General features: G+C 63.0%; 10 protein-coding genes. 3 read left to right on the plus strand and 7 right to left on the minus strand.

What is annotated here, in order from left to right; translation table 11 throughout:
- Positions 1 to 2: 2 nt before the first annotated feature.
- The 4 genes from CK625_RS04960 to CK625_RS04975 form a co-directional block, all read right to left on the minus strand.
- Entirely contained in the window at positions 3 to 1,385 is a 1,383-nt protein-coding gene (locus CK625_RS04960; protein ID WP_095539198.1) for a DNA cytosine methyltransferase, read from the minus strand.
- Positions 1,382 to 3,484: an ATP-binding protein gene (locus CK625_RS04965; protein WP_095539199.1), complete on the minus strand. Its 2,103-nt coding sequence runs from the start codon at positions 3,482 to 3,484 to the stop codon at positions 1,382 to 1,384. The genes CK625_RS04960 and CK625_RS04965 overlap by 4 nt, the downstream gene beginning before the upstream one ends.
- A 174-nt stretch (positions 3,485 to 3,658) precedes the next feature.
- On the minus strand, positions 3,659 to 3,862 hold the full coding sequence (locus CK625_RS04970; protein WP_095539200.1) for a hypothetical protein: 204 nt from the start codon (positions 3,860 to 3,862) through the stop codon (positions 3,659 to 3,661).
- A 129-nt stretch (positions 3,863 to 3,991) separates the two neighbouring features.
- A complete protein-coding gene (locus tag CK625_RS04975; protein ID WP_095539201.1) occupies positions 3,992 to 10,642 on the minus strand; it encodes a DUF3320 domain-containing protein in 6,651 nt (2,216 codons plus the stop codon).
- A 215-nt stretch (positions 10,643 to 10,857) separates the two neighbouring features.
- Here CK625_RS04975 and CK625_RS04980 point away from each other — a divergent pair.
- From CK625_RS04980 to CK625_RS14265, 3 genes are all read left to right on the plus strand, one after another.
- Positions 10,858 to 11,798, plus strand: a protein-coding gene (locus CK625_RS04980; protein WP_420894298.1) for an IS630 family transposase whose coding sequence is annotated in 2 segments (ribosomal slippage) — positions 10,858 to 10,941 and positions 10,944 to 11,798 — 939 coding nt in all. Because the reading frame shifts where the segments join, the coding sequence is not laid out codon by codon here.
- 95 nt (positions 11,799 to 11,893) lie between these two features.
- On the plus strand, positions 11,894 to 12,187 hold the full coding sequence (locus tag CK625_RS13620; RefSeq protein WP_143326184.1) for a CopG family ribbon-helix-helix protein: 294 nt from the start codon (positions 11,894 to 11,896) through the stop codon (positions 12,185 to 12,187).
- Complete coding sequence (locus tag CK625_RS14265; protein WP_095539203.1) at positions 12,175 to 12,468, plus strand: type II toxin-antitoxin system RelE/ParE family toxin; 294 nt, start codon at positions 12,175 to 12,177, stop codon at positions 12,466 to 12,468. Before CK625_RS13620 ends, CK625_RS14265 begins: the two co-directional genes overlap by 13 nt.
- 58 nt (positions 12,469 to 12,526) lie before the next feature.
- Here CK625_RS14265 and CK625_RS04990 read toward each other — a convergent pair whose 3' ends face one another.
- The 3 genes from CK625_RS04990 to CK625_RS05000 are packed head-to-tail and all read right to left on the minus strand — an operon-like array spanning position 12,527 to position 15,212.
- Positions 12,527 to 13,438 carry a hypothetical protein gene (locus CK625_RS04990; RefSeq protein ID WP_095539204.1) on the minus strand — a complete coding sequence of 304 codons (912 nt, stop codon included), beginning with the start codon at positions 13,436 to 13,438 and terminating at the stop codon, positions 12,527 to 12,529.
- A complete protein-coding gene (locus CK625_RS04995; protein WP_095539205.1) occupies positions 13,435 to 14,310 on the minus strand; it encodes a hypothetical protein in 876 nt (291 codons plus the stop codon). The genes CK625_RS04990 and CK625_RS04995 overlap by 4 nt, the downstream gene beginning before the upstream one ends.
- Positions 14,307 to 15,212 carry an ATP-binding cassette domain-containing protein gene (locus CK625_RS05000; RefSeq protein WP_238945527.1) on the minus strand — a complete coding sequence of 302 codons (906 nt, stop codon included), beginning with the start codon at positions 15,210 to 15,212 and terminating at the stop codon, positions 14,307 to 14,309. Before CK625_RS05000 ends, CK625_RS04995 begins: the two co-directional genes overlap by 4 nt.
- Positions 15,213 to 15,235: the final 23 nt, after the last annotated feature.

The following is a 15,235-nucleotide window of genomic DNA, read 5'->3' on the forward strand; positions in this document are numbered from 1 at the left end:
CTTTACCTTATCACTTTCCTTGAGTAGTCAAAATATTTTCTTGGGTCTTTACGCCCGTCTTTTTGGGCTGCTAGAGAAAGCTTTGCCCATCCCTTGATGATGCGATCGTCACTGAAGGCCATGGAAGCACGATTCCACTTGCGTTTCAAGATGCCACACAGCACTTCGCCATGCAACTTAGTAAATGCGGGTGGAACAGCTTCGCCTATCATTTCACGCACATTCGTGTGGCCAAGTTTCTTGAGAGTATCACCCCACTTAAAATCGATCGGGAAAGTTTGCAGGAGCGCGCATTCCAGCGGGCTGAGCAACCGGTTTTGCGTTGGATGGATCGTGTAGTCGCTGCCGATGTGCCCGCTCGCCGTAGTAACGGTAGCTGCCGGACGATCGGCATGCATGCGACGGTAGCTGCTCTTGAATCCTTTGACCAATCTGTAACTACCATCATTCTCTTGCACGATGGGACGAAGAAGTGGCTCCGAACATTTCGGACAGGTGACGGACTCAGGCAAGACCTTGACCGGCCCACAGTGACGGCAGATGTCGTTGTCCCATGCGCTGCGGCCCGATCCACTGGGAATAGCCGCCACCATGGCATAGGTGCGCTTATCCCAAACAGGCACGGAGTGAAAGCCTCCATACTCCTGCGCATTGGCGGTTTCAGGCTTTGCCGCATCCAAAGCTGGTAGCGCGAAAGCTGCGAGTGCATCTGCCAGTGAAATCGGGGAGGCATTACCGACATCGGGAGCATGCGTAGCACATGGAAATGGCGCCCGACCAATGCTCAATAGGGATTTCAGATCTGGCAGATCCTTACGCACGAAAGTTAGGAATGCTCTGTGCCGCGACTGCGGTACGCCAAAGTCGCATAAGTCCGCAACCAACGGGAACGCAACATAATGCTTAGCCAGCGAAGAGATGAGGTAGTTTGCTGCCGAGACTGGCTTCTTGTCTTTTGGGTGATGCACCTTGCGCGTGAAAAATGCCGGAACGTTCTCGACCACTATGAGAGACGGCATCAGCTTCAGTGCAACCTTGGCGATTATCGTCACCAGAAGGTTGCGCGCGTCCTTCGAGCCTGCGTCAGCGTCATCGTGACTGCCCTTCCCCGAGCGGGCAGAACTCATGCCCTGGCAAGGTGGACAAGCGCAAAGCAGGGCCGGATGCACTTGTCCTGCACGTGCGCGGTATTTCTTAATAACAGTCTGCCACGTTTTGCGCAGGTCACCTGGGACGCCTTCAGCACCAGGGTGATTGAGTAGGCAGACATCAAGACGGCGGGGGTCCAGTTCGGCCATCACGTCAAAGCGAAAGCCCGCCTCACGATAGCCGATGTCGCCGGCACCGCAGTTGGAAAACAGGCTCACGGCGCGCAATTTGCTCATGCCTGCTTCCCCTGCCGCTTCTCAGCGCCAAGGTCATGCACCTCCAAGAACTGCTCGTGCACTTTCTTTGCACGGCTCAAGAAGTCCTGCCAAGACATGCGATTGATCTTTTTCTCCTTCGTTAAACCGAGATACGCGTGTCGTTTGCTACTGTCCTTCAAGCTCTCGCCGTCGGCGACCAAGTCAATTTGCCAGCCCCTGTAAAACTCTGCCACCGTTTCCCTGTTTTCCTGAAAGAATGCGTCGAATGCGTCAACGTAGTTGACCAATCGAGCAAAGTCGGAGTCGTCAAATTTGTGGTCCGCTTTCTTGATTTCGACTATGTGCAAGAGGCCGTCAATGCTTACCAGCGTGAAGTCAGGGCGCTTGGCCTCTTGGTCAATTGCCAGAACTACGTCAGTTTTGTGAGTGCGCTTCCAGAATTGCTCGAACGCATGCTTGAAATTCTTCAAACTCTGGTTCTTCGTGATCACGATCCACGACGGCTCAATGAGCCAGGGTGCCTGCGCGATGAGTTTCTGGAATTGGTTTTCGTCCGTCGACTCGTCGATGATCTGTTGCAGGTCCTGGATCACCCGCACGCGCTGGGCTGCGATCTGAGCATAGGAGGCCAGCTCAGCGATCTGAGCTTTGTCGAAGATGTCCAGCATCTGCTCAATCGACGCTTCGCCCTTAGTCACATGATTAGTGAAGTCGTGGAATGCCTCCATCAGTGCCTGATGCGGAGCGACCGACAGGATGATCTGAGAAAGGTCTTCGACGTACACATCGTCGCTCAATTCATCCTCGGCGGCGAAGCCGCCGAACTTCTTCGCCAAGTCAACGGCAACGCGAGCGACCTGCTTGTCCCCAAATCGCTGACGCGCTTTGTCTTCAATGCCAGACTTGCGAAGGAACTCGTCGCGTACACGCACTCGGCGCGGTTCACGCGAGATGCGGGCGATCTTTTTGATGAGCTCCGCACCCCAGCGTCGCAGCAATTCGCCGTAGTCGGATGACCACAATATGTCTTGGCGGTCGGTCCTTACGAGGTCGTCACCGTTGTCGAGATCCAGCCACTCCGCTTCAACTTGACCGACCAAGTAGGAGCGCATCGCGAACTCTCCGGTGAAACCGGCAGGCTGATTGAAGTCCCGTGTTACGCCCACAATCTTGCCACGGGCATAGATACGAACTCCCATCATCTCTTCGTTCTTGTAGGCCTCCTTGGCCATGCCTAACCAGCCCGACACTGGTAATGTGGTGCCGTCGTCAGCGATGACGGGGTCTTCCTTGGTTAGGTCGACTCTCGAGCCCGGCAATAACGGTATGTCCAAGGGGGTTACCTCAAGCGGCTTGGCTTCATTGGCAGTCGTGTCGACAACCATGATTTTGAAGTCCGGCTTAGCAAACGTGAATCGTACCGCTAATTGGCGCAAGAAAGTCTCCTTGTCGGGAACACGCTTGGCCAGAAAGGAGGTTAATCTGATACGAGTCCCTGACGTTGGGCTCCAGCCACGGTCTTCGCTGCCAACCTCAAGGGGTACGGCCTCGTCGTCGTCGGTGACGATCTTGTCGAAGTCCATGAAGAAGTGCGTGATGGCGTAGCCGTCCTTGGTCTTGGGGCCCCCGGCAGACCAAACTTCAATGCGGCGGCAAATCCCAAAAGGCGCCAACTTGCCGATGCCCTTGCGACCCATTACTGGCCGCTTTTTCTCGCGCGACCTGCTCCCGTCCTCGTTTTTGCGCGTACGGCGGTCGGCTCCGACGCGCAGGTAAAAATCAATCGCCTCCTCTGGTGTCATGCCGTGACCGTCGTCCTCAACATCAATCACGTAACCGAGGTCTCGCAGCTTTCCGCCGGCCTGAGAGGCTAATTGAAGGTTGAGCGGAAGACGCACGGTGACAGCTTCTGCGTCGGCGTCGTATCCATTGGCGATTAGCTCAGCGACCACCGCACTCACTTTGTCGTATAGCTTGACACCCAGCTTGTCAACAGTGAGACGCGAGATGCGCAAATGGTAGGGAGATGTTCTGGAGTCTGTTTTATCTTCGGTGACAGCTTGTTCATTAAGCTTGTTGTTTCTTACTGCTTCTGCATTTTGCAAGGTTGCAGCCATAGCATCTCCAATTTGAAGTAGTCTGAATGAAGGCCGTAATTTTCTCATTTGCCACGCACGTGTGTGGGCCGCGAGGTACTGTCTCATCCTCTTCAATGGGACAGGAAGATGTCCTGTGAGGAGAGTGAGCGTCTTTTCTGTAAACAAGCCATTGAATTTTTATTTAACAGTGATTCATTCATAACCGTTTCCAAGCTCCACCACCGACAACGGCGCACTCCCCTCCGCCTTGTTATTGATGGTCACGTAAGCGTTTTGCCCCGCGCCGCAGGTGCCGGTGATGATACGGGCGAGGTGGGCGCGGGTTTTGGGGTCGGGGTCTTGCAGGCGGTTGAGCGGGGCGTATTGCGCCTTGGTGTTGTCGGGTCGGGATGCCACTGAAACTGCTGCTTGGCTGCGTCGAGATTGGCTGTGGCGAGAAGCAATCCAGGGCGCAGCGATACGAAGCGGTTTTTCCACACCGACGCGGTGAAACAGATCAGCGATCTGGACGGGGCTGGCATCACCTCACGGCTTGGGCGATACGGCCTGCAAGGCCAGCGTCAAGCGTGCTCGGCTGGCGGCGCCCAGCTTTTGCAGGCCCAGTGCGTGCGCCATTGCGGTGTATCTCGATTCGCCTTGGGCGCCGCGTGCGATCACGGCGCGGGCCAGTGAAGCCAGTTCTTGCAGGCTGATCTCGTCGGCTGCGCGCACGCTGTCTTCTTCGGCGGGCGCCCGGAAAGGCGCTTCCGCTGCGGGGTCCAGATGGTCGGGCCAGTAGAAGGTGCCGACTTCTTCATCGCTTGTCCGGTGGCGGGCGCGCGCGATTTGGAAAACGCGCTCCCGGATGCGGCCGCCGGTGCGCAGCCAGCCGTGGGCGCGGGCGATGCGGCGAGCCAGCAGGGTGTCGAGCACCGGCCCTTCATGCTCGATGACGTGGGCGATCATGGCCGACAGGGTGTCGTTGTATTCACTGTCGAAAAAGCGTTCGGGATCGGCACCAGCGACGGCTTCAGCGGGATGAGTGACCCGATAACGCGCGGTTTGCGCTGGCGTTATTGATTCGGCCTCGGCATTGGCTTCGGCTGCTGCTGCTGCGCCGATCTGGCGGGCAAAGACTTCCTCGGCCTGCGGTGCGGTCACGGTGGCGGGGGCTTGCGCTGCGTTCGGGGTCGCCTCGGTTGGGAGCGGCGCTTTCTCGTCTGGCGTCGCCACCGGGGCCATGGCCTGTGCGATGGCCGCTTGCGCCAGGCGTTCGGCTTCGGCTTCGCGTTCGGCCTGTTGGGCGCGCCGCTCGCGCTGGGCCGCGAGCACGGCTTGCAGCCGGGCATCCAGTCTGTCGAGGGTGCCAGCGGGGTCGATCCACCAGTCGGTGGACCAGACGCGCAGGATTTCCCAGCCCAAACCGCGCAGGACCTGCTCACGCAGTTTGTCGCGATCGCGCGCCGTGGCGCTGCGGTGGTAAGTGGCGCCGTCGCATTCCACGCCGGCCAGGTAACGGCCAGGTGCGTCGGGATCGACGATGCCCAGATCAATGCGGAACGAAGATGCGCCAATCTGCGGCTGGACTTGCCAGCCGCGCTGGGCCAGGGCCGTGGCTACGGCCTGTTCAAAGGGGCTGTCGAAGCCGCCAAGGCTGCCGCTGTTTGCGGTCGCCAGCGCACGAGCGCCGTATTCGGCGAATTCCAGGAAGTGCTTGAGATCGCGTACGCCGATGGCCTGGGTGCGTGCCAGATCCATCTGCTCGGCGCGGAAGCTGGCGAACACGCGCAGCTCGTGCCGTGCGCGGGTGATGGCGACGTTGAGCCGCCGCTCGCCGCCCTGGCGGTTGAGTGGGCCGAAGTGCATGGCCAGTTGGCCGGCGGGGTCCGGGCCATAGGTGATGGAGAAGTAGATGAGGTCGCGCTCATCGCCTTGCACGCTTTCCAGGTTCTTGACGAACAGGGGTTCCAGTTCGCTCTCGGCGAAGTAGGGCTCCAGTCGCGGGTCTTTCCGCCGGGCTTCGTCGAGCATGTCCTCGATCAGTTTCTGCTGTTCGGCGTTGAACGTGACCACCCCGATCGTGAGGCCGCTTTCGCGGAATCCGGGCGTGGTCAGGCGGGCGACGATGTCCGCAACCAGCGCCTTGGCTTCGGCCGGGTTGGTTCGCGCGCCGCCTTTTTGGTAGGCGCCGGTGACCCGTTGCAGGCTGACAGCGCGATCATGGGTGACGGGGGAAGGAAAGGTGACCAGCTCCCCCCCGTAGTAGGCGTGGTTGGAGAACGCGATCAGGCTTTCATGGCGGCTGCGGTAGTGCCAGTTCAGGTCGCGGGTTGGCAGGTTGGCGCCAATGCACTCGTCGAGGATGCTCTCCAGATCCGCCTCGACGTCGCCGTCGTCAAGGCCGGATTCGGCGCGGTCGAAGAACGAGGTGGGCGGCAACTGTTTGGGGTCGCCGACCATCACCACCTGACGGCCGCGGGCGATGGCGCCGATCGCGTCCCAGACCGGGATCTGCGAGGCTTCGTCGAAGATCACCAGATCGAAGGCGTTGGCCCCTGCCTGGAGGTACTGGGCAATGGACAGCGGGCTCATCAGCAAGCAGGGCGTGAGTCTGGTCAGGGCTTCGGGAATCTGGGCCAGCAACTCCCGCAAAGGCAGATGCGCGCGCTTCTTGCCAATCTCGCGCCGCAAAACGCCCCATTCGGAGTTGCGGCTGACGTTGTCCGGCGAGGGCAGTTCGGCGCACAGGCGGGCGCGCAGCCAGTCCCGGGTCAGGGCGGTGAAGCGCTCGTCGAGCGCGCGGAAGTCACGGATGCGCTGTTCGTGTTCGGCGCTGACGAACCCGCGGATGACCGGCTCGTGATCGACCACGGCGTTGAGCCACCAGCGGGCGTAGTTGGTTTCAAAGGTGCGGCGGGCCTGGCCGGGCTGGACATGGCCTTGTTCGATCCCCTGCACCAGCGCGGCCAGTCCCAATGCCAGTGCTTCACTGCGCGCCTGACGCCAGGCGCACCAGCTGCGCAGGCTGTGTTCTGCGCGCAGGATGGATTGGCTTTGCTCGATAAGTCCGTCGAATGACAGGGCGTGCCAGCGTATCTGGGCGGTCTCGGCAAGGCCGCCGATGGCCGCGAACGCCTCCTGCCGGGCAAGCAGCTGCGTCCGGCACTCCACATACCGCGCACCAGCCAGCGCGATGCGCCCGCCTGGCGCCAGCAAGGCATTGGCATCGCCCAACAGGGCATGCAGCGGCGCCTTGCAGGCGGCAATCTGTTCGGGCGTGGCGGCCAGGCGCGCCAGCGCGGCGGCCAGATCCTCGTGGAGCTGGCTGGCCTGTGCAAGTTCGTCCAGATGGGTGCCCAGCCCTTTCCACAGGCCGGCGGTGGATTCACGCAAGTCGTCCAGGGCAGCCAGTGCCTGTTCGGTTTCGGCGCGTTGGCAAAGCGTCTGGTGATCGCGCGCGAGGGTGGAGCCGCAAGCGCCTTCTTCGACCCAGGCATGGGTTGCATCCAGAGGGCCTTGCTGGAGGTGTTTGCGCCGGTCGCTCAAGAAATCCAATGCGGCGCGCAGGTGATCGGTTTGCGTGGCGTGGCCGGCCCACAGGCCGTCGGTCGCCGTTTCCAGCGCGGCATGGGCGGCAATGGCCTGCTCTAATTGGCGCAGTCGGCGCGCCCGCTGCAAATCGGCTTGCAGGGCTGCCCCGCATTGGCCGTCCGCGATGGCGTCGAAGCCGTCGTCTTCCCACGCTCGGCCTTCGCGCACGGCGGCCAGGGCGATCTGCCAGCGCAGGGCCGTGCGCATCTTGTCTTGCTGGGTATCCAGCCCGGCCCAAACGCAGGCGCATTCCTGCGCGGGGGTCATGGCTTGCACCTGTTGGCGCAAGGCGCGGATGGCGTTCCAATGCTGTAGATCGTTGCGGACGTCGGGCTGCGCTTGCCCCTTGATGGCGCCAGACAGTTGCGCCGTGACCTTGCGTTTGCCCAGCCAGGACTTGGGCCAGAACGCCTGCTCGGCCTGCTCCCAGCGGCGCTGTAGCTCGGCGACGTCGAGCTGTTCGATCGATGCCTCATACGGAGCCGACAGCGCTGCGTGGTGTTGCGTGATCCGGGCCAGCAGCTCCAGCCCCTGTTGCATTTGCACGACCGTGCGAGCTGCCCAAGGCTCGCCGAGCTGGGCATGGATCTGCCGGTGCTCGGTAAGCGCTGCCAGGCCGTCGGTGCAGGCGGCCACGACGGAGGCGGGCCACAGCTCAGAGAGCTGTGCATTCAGCTCGGCATGGCGGCGCAGCAGTGCGGCGCCCTTTTGCAGACCTTGGCACAGCGCATGTGCATCGGGGCGCAGGACGAAGCGCCAGTCGTGCCCGGCTGCCGATGGCAGGCGTTGGGCCAGGATCAGCAGCGCTTCGCAGGTCTGGGCCGTCAGCGCTGGCGCAGGCAGCCCGATGGCCTGGACGAATGCCTCGGCGGATTCGATCGTCGCCTGGGCGGCGGGAAGAACCTCGCGCGCGGCGGTGAGCAGTTGTTGCTGCCAGGTGGGCGACCAGTCGCCCTGGCCGATGAGGGCCAAGGGGTGTTGCGCCAGCGTGGCATGGCCGATGGCTTGCGCATTGACTTCCAGCCGGTCCACGGCGTGGCACAACTGCTCGATGCCGGCATGATCGTGCTGATCGGCCGTGGGCCAAGCCATTTCGAGCGCCGGGACATCGTGTCCGGTGCTGACCGTGCCGATCGCGTCGAACAGGCTCAAACCATTTCGGCGGCGCCGATGCAGGCATTCGACGTAGATGTTCAGCGCATCGCGCAACTGCTTGAGCTTGTCGGCTTCTGCGCGCCACTGTTCGGCGTCGGCCTGGCCGCTGCTGGACCAGGCTGATTGCAGCTGGGCCAGCACGTCGCGCTTGCGGGCCTTGCTGGAATGCAGCTCCAGGCAGAACTCGCCCAGGCCGATTTCGCGCAAGCGCCGGTAGACCACGTCCAGCGCCGCAATCTTTTCGGACACGAAGAGCACGCGCCGTCCCTGCGCCAGGGATTGGGCGATCAGGTTGGCGATGGTCTGGCTTTTGCCGGTGCCGGGCGGGCCGATCAGGACGAAGTCCTTGCCCTGCGAGGCCGCCAGCACGGCCGACAACTGTGAGGAGTCGGCCGGCAAGGGGCAGAACACCTGCTTGGGGTCGAAGTGCCGGTCCAGTTCGCGCACCTGCGGGAACGGCGCGCCAGGCGGGTAAGGGTCGCGCGGGGTGTCCAGCAGGTGGCGCACGACCGGGTTTTCGCGCAACTGCTCGCTGCGCTCGGCCAGGTCTTTCCACATCAGGTACTTGGCAAACGAGAACATGGACAAGACCACGTCCTCGGTCACTTCCCAACCCTTGATGTCCTTGATGGCGTGGCCAACGGCTTTCCAGACCGCAGCGACATCCAGCCCGTTCTCGTCTCGCGGCAACTCGCCTTCGAGGCTACCTAGGTTCAGTTCAAAGTCCTGGCGCAGCATCTCGATCAGGGTCGGATTGAAGCGGGGCTCATCGTCATGCAGGCTGAGCGTGAAGCCCGAGCGGGCGCTTTGGCGTTGCAGGCTGACCGGCACCAAGATCAAGGGGGCGCGATAGCGCTGACCGTCGCGGTCCTCGCGCGTCCAGGACAAAAAGCCCAGGGCGAGATAAAGCGTGTTGGCGCCGCCTTCCTGCAAATTCGTGCGGGCGCTGCGAAATAGCTCGGTCAGCCGTGTGTCGAGTTCGGCTTCGGCAACGCCGATGAAAACCTCGCGTTTTTGCAAGGCTTCCAGCGCATGCGCGCGGCGCAGGTTTTCGCGCTCGCGGGATTCGTAGATGGCCTGATCGCGCGGATCGGCGCCGTCCATCAGATCCGGGCGCGGCCGCAGCTTCAGCGGTTGGCCGCTGGCCAGCAGGTCTTCCAGCGCGCCGGGGTCTGGCGCCTCCAGCTTGAGCGCTTTCTTGCCGCCCTTGAAGTTCAGCAGATTGTTGCGAAGCGAAAGGTCCAGCAGCTTGCGTTGCCAGCGCAGCAGCCGGTCCTGCGGGTCGAGCAGGCTGGCATCTTCCGCATGGGCCGGCGCACTGTCGGGCAGCTCAGGCGCGTCTTCAAACATTGGCAAGGCAGGCGTGGGCGAGGCTGACACTTCAGCGTCCGACGCTGCCGCTGCCGCCGCTTCCGCGCTGGCCAATGGCTTGATGCGCTGTAGCCGCGCCCGGCGAATGTCCACGGCCAGCCGGAACGCCGCATCCTGGGATTCGTCCACCTGCTGCGCGCCGCGTTCGGTGGCATAGCTGAAGGGGACAGCGGGGCGCTGCGTGATCAGGGTGGTTTCAAACAGCACCAGCTCCTTGAGCCTGAGGCGCTTGCGCAAGGCGGTCACGTCGTCAACGACGGTGGTGGAGAATTCCTCGGCTTGCAGCCAGACGCCGGCAAAGGCATGGCCTTCGGTGAAGACCAGCAGCGGATTCAGTCCTGCCTGCTCAAGCGCAGCGCAGAACAGCAGCGCGAGGTCGAAACAGGTGCCAAGGCCGGAGCTTTCGATCTGGCTGGGGCTGCGCACCTTCTGGCCGGACTGTTCGAAACTGGCGGGCGGCAAGGCATAGTCCAACTGCATGCCAGCCGTGGCCCCCCAGAGGGCCGAAGCCAGCTCCCAGGCGCGCTTGGCGCCGCCGGCATAGCCGTCCAGCGCAGGGTTGCGGCCGTGCTGGCGCAGCACCTCGGCGCTGCGCTTGAGCAGCCGATCCACCGCCGGGTCGTTGGGCTGCACAAACGCGGCAACCAGGTCAGGCAGATGCGAGAGGCCGCCCCATTGGTTGCGCGGCAGCAATTCCAGACGGCTCTCGTGCCGTGCAAGAGCCGGGGCGGACGCTTGCGCGCCCACGGCGCACAGTGTCAGCGAAACCGTGGCCGTCTCTGCTTCCGTCAGCCGTGCCAGTAGTCCGCCGTCCAGGCTCAGGTCCAAATCGCGGATTGGATAGCGCGAATGCGCCGCCAGCGCATCGATCCGCCAACGACGTGGCTTCAAAAAGGGCGGCTCGGAAGTCAGGATGAGTTCGATCTGCTCATGCGTCTGGTCGGTTTCGTTGATCAGCGAGAGATCCCGGATCAACGGGACTGCATTCTGAAAATCCGCCAGATTCAATTTGGCGATCAGGGTCACGTCGATCTTCAACTCTGCCGCGATGTCCGAACTTTCCGGTTGTACCTGATCCATGGAATCCCCTTAAGCGCCTGTCGTAACACGAATTACGACATGTTACGTCATTGGCGGGTATTGGCTATGGTTGCCAAAAGCGTCAACGTGCAATGCTCAAACTGAAATGGGTCACTTCACACAAGGAAGACAAATGAAAGGCATGGATCGGTCGTTAGAGCAAATTTGATTGAGAAGATTACATAACGGGTTTTTTCTTTCAGCTGGAGCCTGAAATGCGAGCCTATTCGCAAGACCTTCGAGACCGAGTGCTGGGAGCGCTGGATCGTGGAGAGCGCCCCAGCGCCATTGCCCGTCGACTTATGAAGTCAGCCGCATGTGGGTATATCGGGTGCGTGATCGCTTCGAGAAAGAAGGCGAGCGCAGCAGCAGGCAGCAAGGCGGCAAGCGCATCTCCCGACTGGCGCCAATGGAGGGCACGATCCGCGACTGGATCAAGGCCGAGCCCGATCTGAGCTTGGTGCAAATGTGCGAGCGTTTGGGTGAGCATGGCATCAGCATCAAATGCTCGGCGCTGTGGCACCAGCTCAACAAATGGCGGCTGAGCTTCAAAAAAACGCTGCACGCCAGCGAGCAGGAACGTGAAGACGTGCAGCAAGCACGGGCGAGCTGGATACGGCAGCAGGCCCGGCTCGATGCCCGGCATCTGGTGTTTCTGGACGAGACCTGGAGCAGCACCTGCATGACGCCGCTGCGCGGACGTGCTCCGCGCGGTCAGCGTTGCGTGGCCAGCGCCCCGCATGGGCACTGGAAAACCAGCACCTTCATTGCCGCCCTGCGCTGTGATGCGCTGACGGCCCCTATGGTGACCGATGGCCCCATCAATGGCGCCTTGTTTCTGGAGTGGGTCAAAACCTTTCTGTGCCCGACGCTGCGCCCTGGCGACATCGTCATTGCCGACAACCTCTCCAGTCACAAAGTGGCGGGCGTGCGAGAAGCCATCGAAGGTGTTGGCGCCAGCATTCGCTATCTGCCGCCGTACTCGCCGGATCTGAACCCCATTGAAAAGCTGTTTGCCAAGTTCAAGGCCCTGCTGCGCAGGGCGGGTGAGCGCACGGTGGATGCGCTGTGGCAGCGCATGGGGCAACTGGTTGATCTGTTCTCGGCGCAAGAGTGCGCCAATTACTTCAGATCAGCTGGGTATGTAATGAATTAAATCAAAAACTTTCTGGGAGGCGATTTCGTTATGCAAAATCTTGCTCCTCAGTAGTCTCTAGATATACTGGGCACTACTTTTCTGAAGGTATGCCTATGACTGCAACCACCACACCTATGTCGCTCAAGCTCCCCAGCGACGCCCGCGAACGACTTCGCGCCATTGCCACACAAAAAAAGCGCCCAGCCCATGCGCTGGTACGCGAAGTAGTAATGAAGTACATCGAATTTGAAGAGGAGCAGGCACGGCACAACCGTGAAGCCGATGAGGCGTGGAGGCACTACCAAGACACGGGCATCTACTACGACGGTGAAGACTGCATTGCTTGGCTGCGCTCCCTGTCTACTGCAACCCCGCTCCCTCAGCCTCAAGCCCGATGCGAAAAATAAGACTCACGGAGGCAGCGCAGAAAGATCTTGAGCGGGTCGTGGAATTTCTTGCAACGAGAAGCCCACAAGCCGCAGCGAGGGCACAGCTTGCTCTTGCTGACCAGCTTGAAAAAATTAAGGAGAACCCTACTATCTACCGCCCTGTGCCATCGATGCCGAGACAGCGAGAGGCAGTGCTCGCGTTCGGCTCATACGGCTATGTCATCCGCTACTTGTTCGATAGTGACTCCGACATGGTGTATGTCTTGCGTGTATGGCATCAACTGGAAGACAGGGAGTGATATCACAAGCCTTGTGGTCACCTGGGTCGCCCCAGTCCGCCACAAAGCACAAGCTGTGCTACGGCCCTACCGGCGCAGGCGGGGCGCACAGGGGCAGGCTGTCGCTGACGAAGCAGTCCGGGCAGGGCTGCTGCAGTGCCTGCCGCTGCTCGGGGGTGAGGGGCTGCAGTTGCAGCAGGGGCAGCACGGTACTGAGCTGGTGGCTGTCCAGCCGGCTGTCTTCGCTGGCGTGCAGTTGCAGTTGCTGCAGTTGCCCGCCATGTTGGAGTTCAACGCGGCCGCCGGCGTTGACGATGCACAGCCGCTCGACCTGCTGGGCATTGACCACGACCTCGCCGGAGGCGTCTGCATGCTGGCTGCAGCGGGCCTGGGCTGCGGCGGGCATGGGCGCGGGCTCGGCCGGTTGGGCGGCTTCGGGGGCGGCGCTGGGGGTGGTGTTGGGGGCAGGGTTGGCTGGGCCGGCCTCGGGCTGGGCGTCTTCGGGGCGGCATGGGATGTGCGAGACCAGCTGCAGCTGCCCGACCTGGCCGCGCTGCCAGTGGATGCCCTGGGCCTCGACATGCAGGGCGGGCATTGGCACCTCGGTGCGGAGAGTCAGGTCGGCGCCGCGCAGGCGGCGGATGTGGGCGGGCAGGTGCAGCTTCAGAATGCCGACAGGTTGACCGGCCATGGGGCTGTGCGCCTGCAGATAGAGGCGCTCGCCCTGGCGCCAGCTGCGCAGTTGCACGGCGCGGCCAATGAGGCGGGCGTAGGCGCCAGGCCCTTTGCCGAAGCTGACTTCGGTTTGTCTCGCCCAGGCAGGCTGGGTGTGTGCGCCCAGCAGTACCACTTCATTCGCGCCATCGAGCAGGGCCTCGTCCAGCAATTGCCGCGAGGATTCATGCGCCGCGAACTGGCCCGACAGCAGCATGGCGCCCCAGAACAGGCCCAGCGCCAGCAAAAACAGGCCGATGGAGATGCTGCGCCTCATGCCAGCTCCCGCTCATGCAGCGCGCGCCAGGCCGCCAGCCACAGCAGGGCCGGCGTGCCCAGCCAGAACAGGGCCACAACCAGCTGCTGCAGCGCGCTGGCCTGCTGCGCCTGCAGGCTGCCGGGCAGCAGCTGGGCCAGCTCCAGCCGGCTCAACTGCACGCCGTCGCCCACGGCATCGAGCAGCCCGGTGGCCATGAACAGCGCCAAGCCCAGCAACACCGTCTTGATGGCGGGCGCGCGGCGAAACCACAGGCTGCCCAGCACGGCAAAGCCGCACAGGCCGGCAAACATCAGCGCCACGCCCAGGCGGTCGGCCACGGCGTCGTACAGGCCCGCACGATCCGGGTGGGGCGCCATGCGCAATGGGTGAAACAGCGCCCATTGCTGCGGCCTGGGCATGGTGAGGGAGCCGCGCTGCGCCTCGCTCAGCGACTGAAAGTGCGCCACGGCCAGCTGGTATTCCAGCGCTGCGCCCAGGCCGTTGAGCGCGCCAATGACCAAGGTATAGGCCAGCGGATAGGCCAGCAGCAGCGTCAGCGCCGCCAGCAGCCATTTCTCGAACACCGAGGCCGGTCGCATCAGCAGCAGCAAGGCGGCGCCAGGCTGGCGCAGGCCCTGGAAGTACAGCCCGGCAAACACCGGCCCGGACAGCAGCAACCCGGCGGCGTAAAGCTCAGCCTGGCCACTGGTCTGCAAGGCGTTGTGGCTGTAGCTGTTGCCCACCGCCAGGGCCAGCAGCAGCGCATACAGCAAGGCCCCGGCCAGCGCGAAGCCGGCCCAGCCGCGCCAGCGCTCGGCCCATTGCACACGCGCCAGCCGCACAAAGCGCGGCAGGCTGAAGAAGGGCGATGGCGCAGCAGGCGCGTTCATGGTGCATCCTCCTGGGCGGGGGGCGCTTGCAGCGCCGCCAGCACGCCCGCTTCGTTCAGGCTGATGGCCTTGTAAAGCAGCTCCAGCGGCACGGGCGCGGCCGGCTCGCCAGGCCGGCGCGCGGCCAGCCAGACGGTGTGCCCGCCCATGGCCTCCTGGTGGATGGGCGGCGGCCCCGGCGGCAGCGCCTGCCCTGCCGGCGCCAGGCCCAGACGCAGCCGCTGGCCCAGCTCGGCCATGCTGGCGTCGAGCAGCAAGCGCCCCTGGCCCAGAAACCAGATGTGCTGCAGCACCTGCTCCAGATCGTGCGCCTGGTGGGTGCTGACCAGCACCGTGCGCCCGGCCTGCTCGGGCTGCATCAACAGCTCTTTGAAGCGGCTGCGGCCGAGGATGTCCAGCCCGTTGGTAGGCTCATCCAGCAGCAGCAGCGGTGTGCGCACGGCCAGCGCAAAGGCCAGCGCGGCCTTTTTCTTTTGCCCCAGGCTCATGCCGCCAAAGCGCTGCGCGCCGGGCACCTGCAATGCCTGCAGGCAGTGCGCGAACAGCGCCGCGTCAAACTGCGGGTAAAAGCCGCCGTGCGTGCGCTGCAGCTGCTGCGGCGTGAGATCGGGCAGGTGAAACTCCTCGGGCAGGATGTAGACCTGCTGCAGGAACTGCGGCCGACGCTGGCGCGGCACCTGGCCCAGCACGCGAATCTGACCGGCCTGCGGCCCCAGCAGCCCGGCCAGCAATTTCAGCAGCGTGGATTTGCCACTGCCGTTGTGCCCGAACAACCCATACACGCCGGGCCGGTCGATCTGCGCCTGCAGGCCATCGAACAGCGCGCGCGGCCCATAGCCAAAGCGCAGCCCTTGCATTTGCAGCAAGGCGGCAGCGGCTGGGCGATCCGGGGTGGTAGGCATGGTGGGCACGGCAGGTGTGGCGG

It is taken from the genome of Vandammella animalimorsus, assembly GCF_002285265.1.
GTDB lineage: Bacteria > Pseudomonadota > Gammaproteobacteria > Burkholderiales > Burkholderiaceae_C > Lampropedia.

Coding starts and splice junctions, on each gene's coding strand:
- CK625_RS13620 (WP_143326184.1), top strand. CDS start 11,894: ATGACTGCAACCACCACACCTATGTCGCTCAAGCTCCCCAGCGACGCC.
- CK625_RS04990 (WP_095539204.1), bottom strand. CDS start 13,438: ATGAGGCGCAGCATCTCCATCGGCCTGTTTTTGCTGGCGCTGGGCCTG.
- CK625_RS04960 (WP_095539198.1), bottom strand. CDS start 1,385: ATGAGCAAATTGCGCGCCGTGAGCCTGTTTTCCAACTGCGGTGCCGGC.
- CK625_RS04975 (WP_095539201.1), bottom strand. CDS start 10,642: ATGGATCAGGTACAACCGGAAAGTTCGGACATCGCGGCAGAGTTGAAG.
- CK625_RS05000 (WP_238945527.1), bottom strand. CDS start 15,212: ATGCCTACCACCCCGGATCGCCCAGCCGCTGCCGCCTTGCTGCAAATG.
- CK625_RS04995 (WP_095539205.1), bottom strand. CDS start 14,310: ATGAACGCGCCTGCTGCGCCATCGCCCTTCTTCAGCCTGCCGCGCTTT.
- CK625_RS04965 (WP_095539199.1), bottom strand. CDS start 3,484: ATGGCTGCAACCTTGCAAAATGCAGAAGCAGTAAGAAACAACAAGCTT.
- CK625_RS14265 (WP_095539203.1), top strand. CDS start 12,175: ATGCGAAAAATAAGACTCACGGAGGCAGCGCAGAAAGATCTTGAGCGG.